General features: G+C 49.5%; 16 protein-coding genes. 8 read left to right on the top strand and 8 right to left on the bottom strand.

What is annotated here, in order from left to right; all coding sequences use genetic code 11:
- Positions 1-172: 172 nt before the first annotated feature.
- Entirely contained in the window at positions 173-1,132 is a 960-nt protein-coding gene (locus tag B8880_RS04500) for an aldo/keto reductase (RefSeq protein ID WP_084256344.1), read from the top strand.
- 89 nt (positions 1,133-1,221) lie between these two features.
- Here B8880_RS04500 and B8880_RS04495 read toward each other — a convergent pair whose 3' ends face one another.
- Positions 1,222-2,142, bottom strand: coding sequence for a DMT family transporter (locus tag B8880_RS04495; protein WP_115306445.1), 921 nt, complete (start codon positions 2,140-2,142; stop codon positions 1,222-1,224).
- A 175-nt stretch (positions 2,143-2,317) separates the two neighbouring features.
- Between B8880_RS04495 and murB the strand changes: the two genes are divergently transcribed.
- From murB to B8880_RS04475, 4 genes are read left to right on the top strand one after another with little or no spacing between them, the layout of a single operon-like run.
- Positions 2,318-3,340 carry a UDP-N-acetylmuramate dehydrogenase gene (murB, locus tag B8880_RS04490; protein WP_084256342.1) on the top strand — a complete coding sequence of 341 codons (1,023 nt, stop codon included), beginning with the start codon at positions 2,318-2,320 and terminating at the stop codon, positions 3,338-3,340.
- Positions 3,341-4,297, top strand: a complete 957-nt coding sequence (gene birA, locus B8880_RS04485) for a bifunctional biotin--[acetyl-CoA-carboxylase] ligase/biotin operon repressor BirA (protein WP_084256340.1) — start codon at positions 3,341-3,343, stop codon at positions 4,295-4,297.
- A 52-nt stretch (positions 4,298-4,349) separates the two neighbouring features.
- Positions 4,350-4,664 (top strand): DUF2322 family protein, encoded by a 315-nt coding sequence (locus B8880_RS04480; protein WP_084256338.1) that lies wholly within the window; start codon positions 4,350-4,352, stop codon positions 4,662-4,664.
- A gap of 37 nt (positions 4,665-4,701) precedes the next feature.
- Entirely contained in the window at positions 4,702-6,054 is a 1,353-nt protein-coding gene (locus B8880_RS04475; RefSeq protein ID WP_084256336.1) for an alanine/glycine:cation symporter family protein, read from the top strand.
- An 83-nt stretch (positions 6,055-6,137) separates the two neighbouring features.
- On the opposite strand, the gene metJ is transcribed toward B8880_RS04475, so the two are convergent.
- Positions 6,138-6,455, bottom strand: coding sequence for a met regulon transcriptional regulator MetJ (metJ, locus tag B8880_RS04470; protein ID WP_084256334.1), 318 nt, complete (start codon positions 6,453-6,455; stop codon positions 6,138-6,140).
- A 178-nt stretch (positions 6,456-6,633) separates the two neighbouring features.
- Between metJ and metL the strand changes: the two genes are divergently transcribed.
- From metL to B8880_RS04455, 3 genes are all read left to right on the top strand, one after another.
- Positions 6,634-9,069 carry a bifunctional aspartate kinase/homoserine dehydrogenase II gene (gene metL / locus B8880_RS04465; RefSeq protein ID WP_208610887.1) on the top strand — a complete coding sequence of 812 codons (2,436 nt, stop codon included), beginning with the start codon at positions 6,634-6,636 and terminating at the stop codon, positions 9,067-9,069.
- 28 nt (positions 9,070-9,097) lie between these two features.
- Positions 9,098-9,904 carry a helix-turn-helix transcriptional regulator gene (locus B8880_RS04460; protein ID WP_084256330.1) on the top strand — a complete coding sequence of 269 codons (807 nt, stop codon included), beginning with the start codon at positions 9,098-9,100 and terminating at the stop codon, positions 9,902-9,904.
- 81 nt (positions 9,905-9,985) lie between these two features.
- Positions 9,986-10,558, top strand: coding sequence for a YbhB/YbcL family Raf kinase inhibitor-like protein (locus B8880_RS04455; RefSeq protein ID WP_084256328.1), 573 nt, complete (start codon positions 9,986-9,988; stop codon positions 10,556-10,558).
- Positions 10,559-10,610: 52 nt separating this feature from the next.
- Here B8880_RS04455 and glgP read toward each other — a convergent pair whose 3' ends face one another.
- The 6 genes from glgP to zapB all read right to left on the bottom strand — a co-directional run bounded on the left by glgP (position 10,611) and on the right by zapB (position 20,872).
- Positions 10,611-13,046: a glycogen/starch/alpha-glucan family phosphorylase gene (gene glgP, locus B8880_RS04450; RefSeq protein ID WP_084256326.1), complete on the bottom strand. Its 2,436-nt coding sequence runs from the start codon at positions 13,044-13,046 to the stop codon at positions 10,611-10,613.
- Between the two features lie 38 nt (positions 13,047-13,084).
- Positions 13,085-14,521, bottom strand: coding sequence for a glycogen synthase GlgA (gene glgA, locus B8880_RS04445; protein ID WP_084256324.1), 1,437 nt, complete (start codon positions 14,519-14,521; stop codon positions 13,085-13,087).
- A gap of 117 nt (positions 14,522-14,638) precedes the next feature.
- Positions 14,639-15,961 carry a glucose-1-phosphate adenylyltransferase gene (glgC, locus tag B8880_RS04440; RefSeq protein ID WP_084256322.1) on the bottom strand — a complete coding sequence of 441 codons (1,323 nt, stop codon included), beginning with the start codon at positions 15,959-15,961 and terminating at the stop codon, positions 14,639-14,641.
- A gap of 87 nt (positions 15,962-16,048) precedes the next feature.
- On the bottom strand, positions 16,049-18,013 hold the full coding sequence (gene glgX / locus B8880_RS04435) for a glycogen debranching protein GlgX (RefSeq protein ID WP_115306309.1): 1,965 nt from the start codon (positions 18,011-18,013) through the stop codon (positions 16,049-16,051).
- Between the two features lie 73 nt (positions 18,014-18,086).
- A complete protein-coding gene (gene glgB, locus B8880_RS04430) occupies positions 18,087-20,294 on the bottom strand; it encodes a 1,4-alpha-glucan branching protein GlgB (protein WP_418889026.1) in 2,208 nt (735 codons plus the stop codon).
- Positions 20,295-20,632: 338 nt separating this feature from the next.
- On the bottom strand, positions 20,633-20,872 hold the full coding sequence (gene zapB / locus B8880_RS04425; RefSeq protein WP_084256318.1) for a cell division protein ZapB: 240 nt from the start codon (positions 20,870-20,872) through the stop codon (positions 20,633-20,635).
- Positions 20,873-20,948 lie beyond the last annotated feature (76 nt).

Genomic DNA, 20,948 nt, shown 5'->3' with positions numbered 1-20,948 from the left:
GTAATCCGATGGCGTATACTGCAATCAGTCTCGAAACCCATCATCACACTGATAGTGGAAAAACTTAATTTTTAATACAAGGCAGCAAGCCGCAGACAGTACAGGTAGTACGGCTAGGCGCAGCAATTCCGTAGTAGAAATTAAGTTTTTTCACTATAAAAAGGAATACAATATGAAAACATTACCCAAAATCGCATTAGGCACATGGTCGTGGGGCGCCGGTTTTGCCGGCGGCGATCAGGTGTTCGGCAACCACTTGAGCGACGAGCAAATGCAGATGGTATTCGACAGCGCCGTCGCAGCCGGTTTAAACCTGTGGGACACCGCCGCCGTGTACGGCATGGGCAGCTCCGAAACCGCACTTGGCGCACAAATCCGCCGCCATTTGCAACAGCACAGCCGCGACAGCCTGTTGCTGTCGACCAAATTCACCCCGAATATTGCCGATAAAACGGTGGAAGATCCCGTTGAAAAAATGCTGGCGGAAAGTTGTCAGCGTTTGGGTACGGATACGATTGATATTTATTGGGTGCACAACCCGACCGATGTCAACCGCTGGACGAATCAGTTTGTACCTCTGCTCAAAAGCGGCAAAATCAAGCGTTTCGGCGTGTCGAACCACAACCTCGAACAAATCAAACTGGTGAACGAAACCCTCGACAAAGAAGGCTGCCGCATTGCGGCGGTGCAAAACCACTACAGCCTGCTGTACCGCGCGTCCGAGCATGCCGGCATTCTGGATTATTGCAAGGCCAACGACATCACCTTTTTCGCTTATATGGTGCTGGAGCAGGGCGCGTTGAGCGGGCGTTACAACAGTAAAAATCCGTTGCCCGAAGGCAGCGGCCGCGCCGAAACCTACAACAAGGTATTGCCGCAACTGGAAACCCTCACTGCCGCCATGCAGCAAATCGGCAGCCGTTACCAAGCCTCGGTCGCACAAATCGCCATCGTCTGGGCAATTGCCAAAGGCACGCTGCCGCTGATCGGCGCCACCAAAGCGCATCATGTCACCGACGCCGCCCAAGCCGCTGCCATTGTGCTGACCGCCGAAGAAACCGCTATGCTGGAACAATTGGCGGAACAAACCGGCGTCGATACCAAAGGCGCGTGGGAACAGGATATGGGGTAATACCATTTAAAACAGCAAGCGGACAACACAACATAAGCAGTGAGTTGCCGCGCCGAACCGCACTTGCCAACCAAGTGCGGCTTCAGGCATTATTTAGACCGCCCATGCGAGCGCAGTTTGCGCCTGCTCTGCTTGCGCCACAGCAACAGTCGGTAACGCAATTGCGGTTGCAGGCGGTAGGCAAAAAGGGCGGTCAGAATCAGAATGCAACCCAAGCCTTTTTGCCATGTGATGATTTCCCCTAACAAGCTGACGCTCAATAACAATGTCCAAACCGGCTCCAAGATCATAATAATCGCCGCATTGGTGATTTGACTGTGTTTTTGCCCGATAGCCTGTAGTAAAAAGCGGAAACCGGTGGCGATTAGCACGCTGGCGGCGACCCAATTCCAAGTGGTAAACGAAACCGATTCAGGCCACGTTTCGAAAATCAGGGAAAAGATGCCGCAGAATAGTCCGACCATACTTAATTGAATAGTGGTCAGCGGCAGAGCCGGTACGGATTTGGAAAATTGGTTATTTAACACGAAAGAGGTGGCGGCGGCGAGCGAAGAACATAAAAACAACAAATTCCCCAATGACAGGCGTAATCCGCCGCCTGACGCCAATAAAAACAGTCCGCCGGCAGCTAACGGCAGGCAAAACCAGAACATTCGCTGCGGCCGGTGCTTGAATACCAGCCAAGAGACCAACGGCGCAATCAACATCGACAGACTGACGATAAACGCCCCCTCGCCCATATTTTCGGTGTAGCTCATGCCCTGCACCCACAAAAACAGATTGAGGCTGAAAGCAGAGCCGACGATGACCGCACTTTTCAATTGGGCGCGCGACAAGCGGCGCAGTTGCGGATAGGCAAAAGGTAGAAACAACAAAGCGGCAGCAAGAAAACGCACGCTGATAAATCCCGCCGGCGGCAGTTGCAATAATGAATATTTTGAAAACAACCAACCTGCGGCCGCCAAAATGGTCACCACCAGCAGAATCAGTTCGCCCCGATATTTTTGCACGTTTTTTAACCCGTCATTAACCTTAACCAAATTATTATAATCGCTTCCTTTGACGCCTGCGACCACTCAATCCGCATTTATCTGAAATTTCTGATTGCTCATCGTAATTTGATCAGTAAACTAAACGGATTATCACCGTCAAAAAATTCCTGTGCAAAACGATAAACGAGATTTTATGCAAAATTTACAACCTTTCCACACCTTCGCTCTGCCGGTGCGTGCGCATGCCATTGTCGAAATCCGTTCTGCCGAGCAATTGCTACACGCTTGGCAAAACCACGCTGGCCAACCGCGCCTGTTGCTGGGACAAGGCAGTAACGTGTTGTTTTTGAGCGATTTTAACGGTGCTGTTCTCCTGAACCGAATCAAGGGCATTCAACATCACCAAGACACGAAATACCATTATTTACACGTCAACGGCGGTGAAAATTGGCATGATTTAGTCACTTTTTGCGTCGAACAGGGTTACAACGGGCTGGAAAATCTGGCGTTGATTCCCGGCTGTGCCGGCACTGCGCCGATTCAAAATATCGGGGCTTACGGTGTGGAGTTCGATGATGTGTGTGATTATGTCGAGGTGTTGGATCTGAAGTGCGGTCAAACGCAGCGTTTCAGCCGTGAAGAATGCCGTTTCGGCTACCGCGACAGCATTTTCAAACATGCCCCTTATCATCAGGATTATGCGATTATCGCAATCGGTTTGAAACTCGCGAAAAACTGGCAGCCACAGCTAGCCTACGGCTCGCTTGCGCAGCTTGATCCACAAACGGTGACGGCAAAACAGATTTATGATGAAGTGTGCCGAGTGCGGCGCAGTAAACTGCCCGATCCGAACGAGTTCGGCAATGCCGGCAGTTTCTTTAAAAACCCCAGTGTTGGTCAAACGCAATATCAACAACTGATCGCCGCCTATCCGAATATGCCGGCATTTCCGCAAGCGGACGGCACGGTCAAACTGGCGGCAGGTTGGTTGATTGACCAATGCGGCTTGAAAGGCTATCAAATCGGCGGAGCGGCAGTGCACCAGCAACAGGCGTTGGTGCTGATTAACCGTGATCACGCTCAAGCGCAGGATATTTTGGCACTGGCGCGTTATGTGCGCCAACAGGTATTACAACGTTTTTCGGTGGCATTACAACCGGAAGTGCGGTTTTTCAATGCTGACGGTGAGATCGACAGCGAGCAGGCGATCCGCTAAATGACAGAACAAGCGCAACTCGAATCGGTTTTAACCTTACTGGCGGACGGCAAACCGCACTTGCTGCCGCCGATGTCGGCGCAGCAACGGGCAGAGGTGTTACAACAACTCAAGGTTTGGGGTTTAACGGTCGAACGTTTGGAGGATCAAATTTACCAACTGTCCGAACCGTTGAATTTGCTCGATCAAAGCGCGATTAACCGCACTTTGGCTTATGGTACGGCGCTGGTGCTGCGCAGCGTCGATTCCACCAATGAATTTTTGCTGCAACATAAAACCCTGCCGTCCGGCACGATTTGCACCGCCGAAATGCAAACCGCCGGACGCGGACGACGCGGACGGCAATGGCATTCGCCGTTTGCGCAGAATCTCTATTTCTCCTTGCTGTGGCACTTCCGGCAGTCCGCCGAGCGTTTGCAGGCGCTCAGTTTAGTGGTCGGGATCTGCCTTGCCGACACGTTAAGCGAATTGGGCGTAGCGAATATCAGTATCAAATGGCCGAATGATATTTATCTCGACGGGCGCAAACTGGGCGGTATTCTGATCGAAAGCCGCGCCTTTGCAGCGCAAAAACAAGAATTGGTGATTGGTATCGGCTTAAACCTCAGTATGCGCCAAGCCGACGGTGTGGCGATTGAACAGGCGTGGGCAAATTTAAACGAAAGTGCGGTTCGGATCGAGCGCAACCAACTGGTTGCCACCCTCGCCAACAATTTACAGCACGTTTTATTGCAAGTGGAACAACACGGCGTTGCACCTTATTTACAGCGTTGGCGGCAGTATGATCATTTCTACCAAAAACCGATTAAACTGTTGCTGCCTGAAAGCGAATTACACGGCATCGGACAAGGCATTGATAGTGACAGCGGCGAATTATTGCTGCAAACCGCCGACGGGCAACTACAGCGCTTTCATATCGGTGAAATTTCGGTGCGACCACTGCCTGCGCAAACGTGAGTGTGATACCGCACTTTAACTCTTTTTTCATTTTGATTAGTAAGGAACTTTCATGACATTTCAAGATTATCTGGCAACCATGCCGAACGTCGAGCATTTAAGCGGGCTAAACGTGCTGAATGCCGAAGGGGAAGTGATTCACCACATTCCGGCGATTGCCGGCAAATTGGGCTCGTTACGGCTGTACAACGCACTGGCAGAGCAATTTGCGCAGCAGCTTAATCCGTCGGCGGCGCAACAGGGCTTGATTTGGTTTGCCGAACACGTTGCCGATGCCGAACAGAATCCGGGCAAACACCCGAATATCGATCTGCTGTTCCGTGTGATTGAAACGCAGCAAAGCTTACAATTACAGCCGTTACGCTAATTTTTTATTTTTATCTTTTATTTTTTCGGAAACAATTATGCAGTCTGTTCAAGATTTCTTTAATGCCCTCAGCGATTATGTCTGGGGGCCCTATATGCTGGCGTTATTGGTCGGCACCGGAGTTTACCTTAGCCTCCGCCTGATTTTTTTACAGTTCCGTTTATTGCCGTTTGCCTTGAAACAAGCGTTTACCCCTCACCCGAAAAAAGAGGACGGCAGCGCTCATCACGGCGATATTTCCCATTTCGGCGCACTAATGACCGCACTTTCCGCCACCATCGGCACGGGTAATATCGCCGGCGTTGCCACCGCAGTGGTCAGCGGCGGACCAGGGGCGGTGTTTTGGATGTGGTTGACCGCGATTTTCGGCATGGCGACCAAATACGGCGAAGGCGTGCTGGCGGTTAAATACCGGATCGTCAACGATAAAGGCGAAATGTCCGGCGGTCCGATGTATTACATCGAACGCGGCATGAAGCTAAAGTGGCTGGCGTTGCTGTTTGCTCTGTTCGGCACGATTGCCTCGTTCGGCATCGGCAGTTCGGTGCAATCCAACTCGGTTGCCAATGCGATTCATACCTCATTCGGGGTGAATACCAGCGTGACCGGCGTGGTCTTGACCTTGCTGACCGCCATTGTCGTGTTGGGCGGCATTAAAAGTATCGCCCGCGCCTCGTCGATTATCGTGCCGTTTATGGCGATTTCCTATATTCTCGGCGGTTTGGCAATCATCATTGTCAATGCCGAACTGTTTATACCGGCACTCTCCACCATCATCGAACATGCTTTCGGCGTGGACGCCGTCGGCGGGGCGATTTTGGGCAATGCGGTACGCTACGGGGTCGCGCGCGGCGTATTTTCCAACGAAGCCGGTATGGGATCGGCGCCGATTGCCGCCGCAGCCGCCAAAACCGATCATCCGGTGCGCCAAGCGTTGGTGTCGATGACCGGTACTTTTTTGGATACCATTATTGTGTGCAGCATTACCGGCATCGTGCTCGTGATGGGTGGTTTATATAACGACGGGCAAACCGGTGCGGCATTGACAACCTTGACCTTCAATAAAATGCTGCCGGGACCGGGCGGCTGGATCGTCACCTTCGGCTTAATTTTCTTTGCCTACTCCACTATTCTCGGCTGGTGTTATTACGGCGAAAAATGTGCGGCTTACCTGTTCGGCGACAAATATGTCAATCTGTACCGCATTATCTATGTGGCAACGGTGATGGCGGGCGCGGTGTTGCAACTGGATTTGGTCTGGTCGGCAGCAGACGTATTCAACGGTTTAATGGCAATCCCGAACCTGATTGCGCTGTTGTTCCTGTCCGGCGTGATTGTGCGTGAAACCAAAGACTTCATCGAAAAACGCAAAAGCGGCGAATTGCCGTAATATCACTTATCTTGATGGGAATATTGATAAGAAAAGCGCGTCCATTGACGCGCTTTTTTAATGTGATTTGCCACGATTTACTCTTAATATTCCCACGTTTCCGGATCGATACCGCACTCGCGCATTAGCGCTTTAGCATCTTCCGGAATTTCGTCGCTGCGCTCTTTCATCAAATCGTGATCGGTCGGCAGCGGCTGACCGGTGAAGGCATGCAGAAACGCCTCACACAGCAACTCGCTGTTGGTGGCATGACGCAGGTTGCGGATCTGGCGGCGAGTGCGCTCGTTGGTCAAAATTTCCAGCACTTTGATCGGAATCGATACCGTAATTTTCTTGACCTGTTCGCTTTTTTTGCCGTGTTCCGCATAAGGGCTGATATATTTGCCGTCCCACTCTGCCATAATTCGTCCCGTTATTTAAAATCCCCATAGAAAGTTTGGCTATTTTAGCAAAAAACACAGAAATAACAATCTGGACGTCAAGACTGCCAAAAATCTTATCATTTGATTTTGACTGTTACAGAAAACTGTTAAAATAGCCTGGATTGGTGAAGTCAAATCGATGGTAATGGAGCGCACGATGGCAATAAATCCGACAAGAGAACTGCATAAATTCGGCGGCAGCAGTTTGGCCGATGCGGAACGTATCCGCAATGTCACCCAGTTAATCAAAAAATATAGTCAAGCCGATGATTTGATTGTGGTTTCAGCCATGGGCAACATGACTGACCATCTGATTCAATGGGTAACACTCTCGGAAAGCGATCCCGTCGCGGCCAATCAACAATTACAGAAAATCAAATTCCATTACCTGACCCAAGCCAATAAACTATTGAATGCGCCGGAAGCGGTGTCACAGCCGTTTTTGGAAGATATTTTGTCGTTATCCTCGCTACTGGATAAACCGCTCAGCGAGGCAATTTATGCCGAAGTGGTCGGACACGGTGAAATCTGGACGGCAAGGTTGGTCAGCGCTTATCTGAACCAATCGGGAATCGCCAACCGCTATTTGGATTCGCGCCTGTTTATGCATGCCGAAAGAGCGGTTATGCCGCAAGTGGATTTTGCCGTCAGCCGACAAAAATTGACACCGCACTTGGCGCAAAGCAACGGTAATCGGCTGATAATCACCGGTTTTATCTGCCAAAATCAGCACAAAGAAACCGTTTTGCTCGGACGCAACGGCTCCGACTACTCGGCAACCCAAATCGCCGCCTTGGCCGAGATCAAAAAAGTCACGATCTGGAGCGATGTCGCCGGCGTTTACAGCGCCGATCCGCACCAAATCAATAATGCCAATCTACTGAGTTTCCTGCGGGTGGACGAAGCCACCGAACTGTCGCGTCTGGCGGCGCCGGTATTGCACGCCCGTACGCTGCAACCGGTCAAAAGCCACCAGTTGACCCTGTTGCTGCGCAGTAGCCTACAACCGGAAAACGGTTCGACCCGCATCGAACACGCGCTGTCCGCCAGCGAAAACGGCAAAATCGTTACCCATCATAACCAAATCGGCTTGATTGAGTTGCTGATTCCACCAACTCAAGACCTGGATCAATGGCAAAAAACCGCACTTCAATGGATTGAACAGCAACAACTGCTGCCGCTGGCACACAGTGTGGATCGGCAGCAACGGCTGTTAAAACTGGCTTATCCGATCGAATATCTGGATAACGTGTATATTCAGTTCAAACAGCTGCCGCTATCCGTCGAATCCTCTTTTATCCGTTACGACATGGCGTTATTGGCCATTGTCGGTTACGGCGTGTGCCGCAATTCGTTGCAGATGATGCGTTTCCTGCAAATGCTGAAAACCCAACAGGTGGAGTTTATCTGGCAATCGCCGCAACAAATCAGTGTGGTGGCGATTTTACGCCAGCAAGTGAATCGCGAACTGCTGCGCAATGTGCATGACGATCTGTTCCGTCCGCATAAAACCATTGGTCTGGTGGTGTTGGGCAAAGGCACGCTTGCCAAAACCTGGATTGAGCTGTACCGCCAACGCCGTGAAGAACTGTCGGCGCGCAGTAAATTCAATTTCACCTTAATCGGCTTGGTCTCCAGCACCAAAGGTTGGTTAAGTTATCAGGGGCTGATTCCGCAATTGGTCAAAAAACCGCTTTCGCTCGATGCTGCATTCGAGCAGTACGCGCAAGACTTGGCGCCGAATCAGTTAATCAACTGGCTGAGCGGACATCCGTTTGACGAGCTGGTGATTTTAGATATGACCGCTAGCGAGGAAGTCGCCAAGCACTATCTGACCTTTGCCAAACACGGTTTTCATGTGATCAGCGCCAACCGTTTGGGCGCTTCCTTTCCTTTGACACAGTTTCATGAGTTGCAAAACGCTTTCAATCAATCCGGCAGCCACTGGTTTTACAACGCCACCATCGGCAGCGGCTTGCCGCTGAATACCATTTTGCGTGATTTGGTGGAAAGCGGCGACACCATTTTATCAGTTGAAGGCACGTTTTCCGACACCATGACCTGGCTGTTTTATCAGTATGATCAGCATATCCACAGCTTTGCCGAATTGATTGAACAGGCATGGCAGCAAGGTTTAAGCGAGCGTAATCCGCGCGAAGATCTCAGCGGCATGGACGCGATGCGCAAACTGGTTATCGCCGCCCGCAGCGCCGGTTATGACTTGGATCCGCAACAAATTAAAGTGGAATCGCTACTGGATCGCGATGCCGATACCTTATCGCTGAACGAGTTTTTCGAGCGCCTCGAACCGCTGAATAAAAAACTGGAAAACCGCTATCTGAACGCCCATGACGACGGTATGACCTTGCGCTATGTGGCGCGCTTTAATGCCAACGGCCAGTCGACCATTCGCTTGGAAGAACTGGATCCCGAAGATCCGATCAGCAAAGCCCTGCCGGGCGAAAACCTGTATTTAATCCGCAGTATGTGGTACCGCGACAAACCGCTGGTGATTCACGGTCCCAGCTCCGGTCCGACCATGACTGCCGGTGCGATTCAGAGCGATTTAAACCGTTTGGTGAAATTGCTTTAAATTTCCCTTAACCGTTGCGGAGAATAACATGATAGCGGCGACCGGCTTTAGCTCAGCCCGACAATTGTCATCGGACAAAAACCACAAAATGCGCCATGTGCATATCCGCCACCCGATGATCGGGCTGATCAAGAGCGGTCGGAAAACGTTTTTGCGCAATCAAACGCCGTTACAGATACAGGAAAACGAACTGTTTATCTTACAAAAAGACAGCCATTGGGATATTTTTAACCATACGTCGGGCAAGGCTTATTACTGCTCGCATATCATTAATTTGTCCGCCGCGACCTTACAGCTTTTTTACCAGCACTATCCGCAAATTGCGCCGGTTAAAACCCAAGATTGCCTCAGGCTGCATTCAAAGGCGCTTTGCGACTGTTTTCAGCGCGCTTGGCAGAGCCTACAAGACGACGATCTCAGTGAGAAAGTCAAACAGCACCGCACTTTGGAGCTGTTATTGCTGCTGTCGGAACGGAACATCTACTTTCCGCCGCCGCAAAACCTGACATGGACGGAAAAAATGCAGTATCTGGTGGAAAACGATTTGGCAAAACACTGGACTCTGCACGAGATCGCCACCGCTTTCCATATCAGCGAAAGCACCTTGAAACGCCGTTTACTGCGTGAAAACACCCATTTCCGCCACTGGTTGCAAGCGCTGCGTTTGGATACCGCACTTTCCCTGATCCTAAGCAGCTCGCAAAGCCTTGCCGCTATCGCCCAATTATGCGGCTACCGTTCGCAAAGCCGTTTTAGCAGCGCCTTTAAACAGCGCTTTGCCATTTCGCCGTCGATGATTAAAAGCCAACCGCGCAAGATGGCCGAATCAAGCTAAACCTTGAGCTGAAACGGATAGTGCGTGCCGTTCGCTTGCGGCACAATACTCCCCTTTCTTCAGCAATATAAGGGTTTTAATATGAATATAAAACAAATCGTCTCCGGCTTGGCAGTCGGTATCAGCTTAAGTGTGGTCGCAGTTGCGGCGCAGGCAAACCGCACTTTTCAATTAGCCAGCCCGCAGATTCAGGCGGAAAGTACGCTTGCAAGCTATTTTGAATTTAACGGTTTCGGCTGTCACGGCGAAAACCAATCGCCGGAACTGCACTGGAAAAATGCGCCGCAGGGCACAAAAAGTTTTGCCGTTTCAGTGTATGATCCCGATGCGCCGACCGGTTCCGGTTTCTGGCATTGGTATGTAGTCAACATTCCGCAAACCGTTGAGCGTTTAGCGCCGAATGCCGGTGCGGCGGATAACGCCAATTTGCCGCAAGGGGCGTTTCAGCTAAGAACCGACTACGGCTATCACGGCTGGGGCGGTGTTTGTCCGCCTACCGGTGATGCAGCCCACCGCTATATTTTTACCGTACACGCTTTGAATGTGGAAAAACTCGATGTCGATCAAAACACCACCACCGCACTTGCCGGTTTTCTGGTGAATGCGCATACCATCGGCACAGCCTCGTTTAACGCCTATTACCAAAAGCAGTAAACAAAAAACCCGTTATCACCAGATAACGGGTTGTCCATTTGCGAATTGAAGATTACAATTTCACCGGTTCCAAGTGCCAGATCTGCTCGGCATACTCTTTAATCGTGCGGTCGGAGGAGAAATAGCTCATATTGACAATATTCTGGATCGCTTTGGCCACCCATAAATTTTGATCTTTATAAACCTTATCCACTTCATTTTGCGCCTCGACATAGCTGCGGAAGTCGGCAAAAGCCTGATAATAATCGCTTAACGGCGAGAAGGACTGGTAACGTCCCGGCTCTTCCGGACTAAACACGCCGCCGGTGATTTGCTGTAACGCTTCACGCAATTGCGCATCGTTTTCGTAATATGCCGACGGCTGATAGCCTTTGTGGCGCAGCGCTTCCACTTGTTCCACCGTGTTGCCGAAGATAAAAATATTCTCTTCGCCGACATTTTGCAGAATTTCTACATTGGCGCCGTCCAACGTACCGACAGTCAGAGCGCCGTTCAACGCAAATTTCATATTACTGGTGCCTGAAGCTTCCGTTCCCGCCAAAGAAATCTGTTCGGAAACATCGGCCGCCGGAATAATCAACTGGGCAAGGCTGACGCTGTAATTCGGAATAAACACCAGTTTCAGCTTATCGTGTACCCGCATATCGTTGTTGATCACTTTGGCGACATCATTGATCAAACGGATAATCTGTTTGGCGGCATAATACGCAGAAGCGGCTTTACCGGCGATGATAAACACACGCGGCGTCCAGTCTTTTTCCGGATTGCGCAGAATAGCATTATAGCGGCTGATAATATGCAACAAGTTCAAATGCTGGCGTTTATATTCGTGAATACGTTTGATTTGCACGTCAAACAACGCATCGGGATTGACCACGATATTCAAGTTACGCGCAATGTAGTTCGCCAATTTGACTTTGTTGGCTTTTTTCACGTCGCGCACTTCCTGCATGAATTTCGGGAAGTCGGCATATTGTTTCAGCTGTTCCAAATCACTTAAGTCTTTGCGCCACGCTTTGCCGATATATTTATCGAATACCGCCGACAGGCTCGGATTAGCCACGCCAATCCAACGGCGCGGTGTAATACCGTTAGTCATGTTGCAGAAGCGCTCCGGATAAATTTTGGCAAAATCGGCAAAAATGGATTTCACCATCAAGTCGGAGTGCAGTTTTGCCACACCGTTGATTTTGTGTGAAGCCACCACCGCCAGCCACGCCATGCGTACTTTGCGCCCGTCGTTTTCGTCAATTAACGAAATACGGCGAATCAAATCCGGATCTTTCTCCGTATACGCTTTGATACTGTTGAGGAAGTTTTCGTTAATTTCTAGGATAAGCTGTAAATGACGCGGTAAAATCGCCCCCATCATATCGACCGGCCAAGTTTCCAGCGCTTCGCTCATCAAAGTGTGGTTGGTGTAGGAGAATACTTTGCGTGTGATTTCCCAAGCTTTATTCCAGCTGAATTCCTCTTTGTCGATCAAGATTCGCATCAGTTCCGGAATCGCCAGCACTGGGTGGGTATCGTTCAAGTGAATCGCCACTTTGTCCGCCAGATTGGACAGGGTTTTGTGTTCCCATCTGTGGCGGTTCAAAATATCCTGCAACGAAGCGGACACCAAGAAGTATTCCTGACGCAGACGCAACTCGCGGCCGGCATAAGTCGAATCGTCCGGATAGAGCACGCGCGATACGTTTTCAGAGCTGTTTTGACGCTCCATCGCCGCAAAATAGTCGCCACGGTTAAATTGGCTCAAATCGAACACATCGCCGGCATGGGCAGACCACAAACGCAGGCTGTTTGCCATATTGGTTTCATAGCCCGGAATAATTTGATCATAGCCCAAAGCCACGATTTGCGAAGTATCAACCCAGCGGCATTTGTCGCCTTCGAAATAGATCCGTCCGCCGAATTCCACTTTGTAACGTTTGGTCGGGCGGATAAATTCCCACGGCACGCCTTTTTCCAACCAAGCGTCAGGGCGCTCAACCTGCTGGCCGTCAACGATTTTCTGACGGAACATGCCATACTCATAGCGAATACCGTAACCCATGCCCGGATAGTTCAGCGTGGCGATGGAGTCCAGAAAACAGGCAGCCAAACGCCCCAAACCACCGTTACCCAATCCCGGATCGACCTCTTTTTCAATCACCTCTTCCAAATCCAGCCCCAATTGCTCCAAGGCTTCATGTACGACATCATAAACCCCTTCGGCCAACATCGCATTGGACAGGGTGCGTCCCATTAAAAACTCCATGGAAAGGTAATAGACACGACGGCAGTTTTGCGATTGGGTCGCTCTTTGTGTTTTCAGCCAACTTTCCGAAACCAGGTCACGAACCGCCAATAACGTCGCATTCAGCCAGTCGCGCTGACTGGCAACACCCGGATCACGGCCGATTGAAAAAATTAATTTTTGTACAATCGCGTTTTTAACACCTTCGACGTTCGATAAAGGGGAATGGTGCAAAATGGTATTGCTCATTAGATCAAATTTCCTTAATTAACATTGAGTAAATCGTCTCAGTTAAACAAACTTTGATAAATAACTGAATACTTTTCAGCGGCCAGGCGCCAGCTGAAATCGGCCTCCATGGCATTAATGCGAACTTTATACCATTGCGGCTTGGCACGCCATAGTACTTCGGCCCGTTCAAACGCAGCGACTAACTGTTCCACATTCGCATTATTAAAGACAAACCCTGTTGCCGTTCGATCTTTAAGATTTTCTTTACGACTGTCCACAACCGTATCCGCCAATCCGCCCGTAGCGCGGACTAACGGCAGCGTGCCGTATTTTAACCCATATAACTGGGTTAAGCCACAAGGTTCAAAACGGCTCGGCACCAAAATCACATCGCCACCGGCGATGATCAAGTGCGACAATTTTTCGTTATAACCGATTTCGACACTCACTTGCTGCGGATACTGTAATTCCAGTTGTGAAAACGCCTGTTCGTATTGGCTGTCGCCGGAACCGAGCAGAATAAACTGCACGCCCTCTTTTAACACCTGCGGCAAGGCTTGCAACAATAAATCAACGCCTTTTTGTGCGGTCAAGCGGGTCACCATCACAAACAGCAACGCGTTTTTGTCTTGCGGCAAACCAAATGCTTGTTGCAATTCCAGTTTGCATTTGCTTTTGCCGGTCATACCTTTCAGTTTATAGGTCGCCGGCAAATGGCCGTCCAATTCCGGATTCCAGATTTGATAATCCACCCCGTTTAAAACGCCGCTGAGCTTTTGCTGTTGTTGCAAGGTGGTCAACAAACCTTGCAAACCGTAAGCATATTCTGCCGTGGTGATTTCTTGGGCATAAGTCGGGCTGACCGCCGTAACATGATCGGCGTAATACAAACCGGCTTTTAAATAAGAAATTTGCCCGTTCAGTTCAACACCGTCCACAGCGAACATCTCCGGCGGCAAGCCGATTTCAAACATATGCCGATAATTAAACTGCCCTTGATAAGCCAAGTTGTGAATCGTGAACACCGATTTTGCCGGACGGCCTTTCGCCTGCAAATAGGCACACGCCAAGCCGGCGTGCCAATCGTGCGCATGCACCACGTCTGCTTTCCACCAACTGTCGAGCCCTGCACCCAGCTCGGCTCCGAACCACCCTAACAGCGCAAAACGCAGATAGTTATCGGCATAGTCGTTATACCACTGATCATGATAAGGATTGCCCTCGCGTTGATACAAGTGCGGTGCGTCAATCAAATAAATACCCAAGCCCTGATATTCGGTGTAACGCAACGTGACACTGCCGGCAAAAGTATCAAAAACACCGACCACAGCGGATAGCGGCAACCCATTGACCACTGCCGGAAATGCCGGCAGCAGAACTCGAACATCATCACCGTTTTGCTGTTGGGCAAAAGGCAAAGCGCCGGTAACATCCGCCAAACCGCCGGTTTTCAATAAAGGATAGAGTTCCGCGCAAACGTGTAAGACTTTCATTGTATTGTTCCTATGTATTTGTTCCTGTCTGTAGTCGATTTCGAGCTGATTTGCTACAGCATAAAAAAATCGTTTCTGACATACTGTCCGCATTATGAAAGAAACGATTATTCACTGTTATGGTTCGGCTTTATAGCCTTTCTTCTCTGATTCTTCGGCTTCTTTTTTTAATGCGTTCAGCATTCTGGAGGTAACCAACACCACACCGCCCTTACTGACCCTGAAGCGTTTGGCATCTAAATCCAGATCCACACCGATCTGCATGCCGTCCGGAATCTGGCAGTGACGGTCGACAATCGCACGTTTGATCACGGCATCTTTACCGATCGTCACCTCCGGCAGCACCACCGAATATTCCACTTGCGAACCTTCTTTGGCGACCACATGATCGAACAGCACCGAGTTACTGATCACCGCATCGGTGATAATACAACCGCCGCCGACCAACGAATTATCCAGCGCTCTGGTTTTACGCAAATACTTATAGAAGAATTTGGACGGGAATGTCTGCTTCGGCGTGGAACGAATCGGCCAACGCTGATCGAAAATGTCCAGCTGCGGATGTTCGGTCACCAAGTCAATATTGGCTTCCCACAACGCATCAATCGTTCCCACATCACGCCAGTAAATCTCACCCTGCGGATTGCGCCCCATGCAAGAGCGGCTGAACGGGTGCGCATACAGCACGCCCTCTTTCAACGATTGCGGAATAATGTCTTTACCGAAATCATGGGTGGATTCCGGCTTAGCAAATTCCCGATCCAAAATATCATACAGATAGTCCGCATCGAACACATAAATCCCCATGGACGCCAGCGAGGTATCCGGTTTGCCTTTCATGGTCGGCGGATTTTTCGGTTTTTCAATAAAATCGGTCACTTGCAAATTTTCGTTCACAGCCATAACGCCAAATTCGGAGGCTTTTTCTTTTTCCACTTCGATACAACCGACCGTACATTTCGCGCCGCTGGAAACGTGATCAAGCAACATTTGCGCATAATTCATTTTATAAATATGATCACCGGCTAAAATCAACACATATTTCGGTTTGTAATGCCCTTTCATGATATCGCAGTTTTGATAAACCGCATCCGCCGTACCGCGATACCAAGTGCTGTCGTCCAACTGTTGGCGTGCCGGCAACATATCGACAAACTCGTTTCTTTCACGCGGCAGAAACGACCAGCTGTGCTGCAAATGGCGTAATAATGAATGCGCCATATATTGCGTCACCACGCCGATACGATTCAGGTTGGAATTGATACAGTTGGATAAGGCAAAATCGATAATCCGGCAAGAACCACCAAAATAAACCGCCGGTTTCGCCCGTTTATCGGTCAGTTCGTACAGTCGGGAACCACGCCCGCCGGCTAAGATCAGCACTAAGGTGTCATCAGTTATCCGCAACATACTCGGTGAGTTTTTTAAAATTTCGTCCATAATTTTCCCCTTGTGTAAACGCTGAAATAAAATGTAATACCATCAGGCGTACCGCCGGCGCTTAGCAATAAACGCAGGCGGTAGACCCTAGCGATAAAAGATATAAAGACCTGTTTTTTCGACCTTCAAATATTTACCGTCCGATACAACGTCCTGTTGCGGAATACTGTTCCATTCGCCTTGCGGCAATTGGAAATCCTGTCCACTCCCACTGCGGTTCACCAACAGCAGCCACTGTTTATCCAACAAAATTTGGAAACCGGCGCTGCCGCCGTCTTCCCAATCGGCGATATTCATCGCCTGTCCTTGCTGATTTAACCACTGCACATGATCTTCATTCCACCAATCATCGTGCACGGAAAGTGCGGTAATCTGTTTGCGTATCTGGATAATTGCCCGGCTATAAGCCAATAGTTGCTGATCTTGTTGTGTCCAATCTATCCACGTTATTTCATTGTCCTGACAATAGGCATTATTATTTCCCCGTTGGGAATGCCCGAATTCGTCGCCTGCCAGCAGCATCGGCGTACCTTTCGCCAAAAGTGCGGTCGCCAACAGCGCGCGTGCGGCGGCGTGGCGCTGCCGTGTCACCTCGGGTTGTTCGGTTTCGCCTTCGATGCCGAAATTGTTGTTGTAATTTTCCCCGTGTCCGTCACGATTGTCCTCGCCGTTCGCCTGATTATGTTTGTGCTGATAGGTCAGCAGATCATGCAAGGTGAATCCGTCATGGGAACAGATATAATTAATCGATGCGCTCGGGCGTTTTTGATCATGCTGAAAAATTGCCGCCGAGGCACTGAAACGCTGGGCAAACAGCCCCATATTGCCTTGATAATGCAACCAAAAACGGCGCATATCATCACGGAAACGGTCATTCCATTCGGCGAAATAGTCGGGGAAATTGCCTAATTGATAGCCGCCCCAACCGATGTCCCAAGGTTCGGCGATATATTTTTTATCTTTTAACAGCGGATCGGCGGCAATGCGTTGGAAAATTTGCGCATGGCGGTTAAAGTGCGGTTCACGCCCGATAATGGTCGCCAGATCAAAGCGGAAACCGTCCACATGAAATTCTTGCACCCAATAACGCAGGCAGTCGTGCACCCACTGCAAGGTATTGCCATTGCTCAGGTTTAGTGCGTTGCCACAGCCGCTCCAATTGTGATATTCGCCATTTTCAGTCAGCCAATAATAGTTTGCATTGTCCAGTCCGCGCAGACTGAGCGTCGGTTGGCTCAGATCCGAATCGGCGGTGTGGTTGAAAACCACGTCCAAAATCACTTCGAATCCGGCTTGGTGCAGCGTTTTGACGGTTTGCTTAAATTCGCTTGCCGGCGTAGTGCCTGCCCGTCCCGACCAATAGCGGTTATCCACCGCAAACGGCGCTAACAGGTTGTAGCCCCAATAGTTTGACAGTCCGCGCCGCTGCAAATGCAGCTCGTCGGCATGAAACGCCACCGGCATCAGCTCAAGTGCGGTCACGCCCAATTGTTTCAGGTAATCCAGCGAAGCAGGGTGCGATAGCGCGGCGTAGCTGCCGCGCAGTTGCGGCGGAATCGCCGGATTAAGCTGGCTGAAGCCTTTAACGTGCAATTCGTAAATAATGGTTTGCGCCCAGCTGTAGTTCGGCGCTTGATCGTCTTGCCAATCAAAATCGTCTGCCGTCACGATGGCTTTCGGCGCCAACGCATGGTTATCGAGATCATTGCCGAAATCAAACATCATCAACTGTTGATCCGTTTGGTAGCTTGGTTTGCCGTCCACCGCTTTGGCGTAGGGATCCAACATCAGTTTGTGCGGATTAAAATGGATACCCAAGTGCGGTTTACTTGCGCCGTGCGCACGGAACCCGTATTTAATGCCGGCTTCGACACCTGCCAACCACAAGGTCCAGATATGATCTTGCCCTTTCACCATTTTGAAACGGTGCTCTTTGCCGCTGTAAGAAAACAAGCACAGCTCTATCAATGCGGCGTGTTCGGAAAACACGGCAAAATTCACTCCGCTTACCCCGTCAATTTCAGCGATCGAGGCTCCCAATGGCTGTGTCATTCCGCTTCTCACTCTACCAATCATACTACCGACAACCTTTCTTTAAATACAATCCGCCTTAACTACAAAAATCCTATGATGCTTGGCGTTGCAAATAAATCGTTGCCAGTGGCGGAATGGTTAATACCAGCGACTGCGCTTTGTTATGGCAGACAATCTCTTCCGTCATAATCACACCACCGTTGCCGACATTCGAACCGCGATAGTATTCCGAATCGGTATTTAGCACTTCGGCATAAACGCCGGCGTGATTGACACCGATACGGTAATTTTCGCGCGGCACCGGAGTAAAATTACTGATCACCACCACTTCATTGCCTTCCCTGTCTTTACGCGCAAAGGCAAACACTGAATTTTGATAATCATCGACCACCAACCATTCAAAGCCTTGCGGATCAAAATCCAACTGGTGCATGGCAGGCGTACGTTGATAAAAATGGTTCAAATCTTTGACCAAGTTCTGCACGCCGCTATGCCAGCCGCCGCCGTTATTGTCGTCCAGCAGGAACCAGTCCAGACTTTCCTGATAATCCCATTCGCGCCCTTGCGCAAATTCCGCCCCCATAAACAACAGTTTTTTGCCCGGATGCCCCCACATGTAACCGTAGTAGGCACGCAAGTTAGCGAATTTCTGCCACGCATCGCCCGGCATTTTATCCAACAACGAACCTTTGCCGTGCACCACTTCATCATGGGAAAGCGGTAAAATAAAGTTCTCGGTGTAGTTATACAACATACCGAAAGTGAGTTGATTATGGTGGTGTTGGCGGTAAACCGGATCGAGTTTCATATACGCCAGCGTGTCGTTCATCCAGCCCATATTCCATTTATAATGGAAGCCCAAACCGCCCATTTCCGGCGGATTGGTAATGCCCGGGAATGCGGTCGACTCTTCTGCAATCGCTATGCAGCCGTCCACTTCGTTACCGATGATATAGTTGGTGTGTTTTAAAAAGTCGATCGCTTCCAAATTTTCACGGCCGCCGTATTGATTCGGAATCCACTCGCCGTCTTTGCGGCTGTAGTCACGGTAGATCATCGATGCCACTGCATCGACCCGCAGCGCATCGATACCGAAACGTTCCAGCCAATATAACCCGTTGCCTGCCAAGAAGTTTTTCACTTCGTTGCGGCCGTAGTTGTAGATCAGCGTGTTCCAATCCTGATGATAGCCTTCGCGCGGATCGGCGTGTTCATAAAGTGCGGTACCGTCAAAATACGCCAACCCGTGCGTATCGCTTGGGAAATGCCCCGGCACCCAATCCAAAATCACATTAATTCCGGCATCATGGGCTTTTTGAATAAAGGAACGCAGTTGCTGCGGATTGCCGAAACGGCTGGTCGGCGAATAAAGTCCCAGCGGTTGATAACCCCACGAGCCGTCAAACGGGAATTCGTTAATCGGCATCAGCTCGATATGGGTGAAGCCCATTGCTTTGACATAAGGAATCAATTGCTCGGCAATTTCATCATAGTTAAGCCAGAAATTATTTTCCAGATTACGCCGCCATGACCCCAAATGCACCTCATAAATCGAAATCGGCGCGTCAAAGGCATTGGCTTTTTTGCGCGCTTCGGTCATCTCGACAATCTCCGGCAACGGGCTGATTTGCGAAGCGGTGTCCGGACGGAGCTGAGAAGCGAAAGCATAAGGATCGGCTTTCAAACGTAAGGTTTCGTTGGCATCAAGCAATTCGTATTTATATAGGCTGCCCAATGTCACTTTCGGAATAAAGATTTCCCACAAGCCGTTTTCAGGGTGAAAACGCATCGGGTGGCGCCGCCCGTCCCAGAAGTTAAAATCACCGACCACCGAAACCCGTTTGGCATTCGGCGCCCACAAAATAAAATTCACTCCGGCAACGCCGTCGATTTCGGTGAAATGTGCACCCAATTTTTCATAAGGGCGGTAGTGGGTTCCCTCCGCCAGCAGCCAATTGTCCAAATCGGACAAAATCGGGCGGAAGCGGTACGGATCTTCTAAAATTTGATTCTCGTGTCCCCACAATACGTTCAATTGATAAGTAAAGAAATCATGTCTGTCCGGCATCACGGCGGCAAAAAAACCGTCCTCATGCAAGCACTCCATTTCAACGATTTCTTGCTGGCTTTCTTTATCAATAATCGAAACTCGCGACGCATCCGGCATTAGCACCCGCACTTCAATACCGTTGTCCGTTTCGTGCATGCCCAATACCGCAAAGGGATCGGAATGTCTGCCACCCAATAATGCTTCTATCGTTGCCATATCTACGGCTGCCGAATTTGCCAAAACACTCATATCTATCTCCATTTCGATTATCTGAAATATCAAATCATTTACTTAATACCAAGAAAGAAATTTCAAATGAATTTAACATTTAAGTAAAAAATATAACGTTATGTTATCTTTTTTATACTTTAACGTGTTTAATGTGCCTATTGTGTAAGATTGGCACAAGCCTGAATAAGATTCAATCGGAAAAGTTAAAAAGCAAGGGATAGATCACATTATTTTATGATATTAAATAAATGCTCGTGATGGAGTGTTCAATCGGCAAATAAAAAAGAAGGCGATAAAAAACCGAGTGCGGTCACACTCGGTTTGTCGGGCGGATAAAAAGCCGGTGGAAAAATCAATTACACGTTATCGATTTTGCCCAATAAAGAACGCAGTCTTTCTTGCCAGTTGTTGTGTTCATTTTTCAGATGATCATTTTCACCTGCCAGTGCATCACGTTCGCCGCGCAGATGATTCAGCTCGTTTTGCACTTGTTCATGCTTGCCTTTCAATTCTTCAATTTCCAACTGTTGTAATTGAATGGTTTCAACGGCTTGTTTAATTTTTTCATCTAATTGTTCAAGAAGCTCAAAAGACATAATAATCAATCCTCAATAATAGTCCTAAAAGAAAACAAAACTTATTCTAGCCTAGTTACGCTTAGATTTCACATAG

The organism is Pasteurella testudinis DSM 23072, assembly GCF_900176075.1.
GTDB lineage: Bacteria > Pseudomonadota > Gammaproteobacteria > Enterobacterales > Pasteurellaceae > Chelonobacter > Chelonobacter testudinis.
This window is presented reverse-complemented; position numbering and strand designations above follow the sequence as displayed.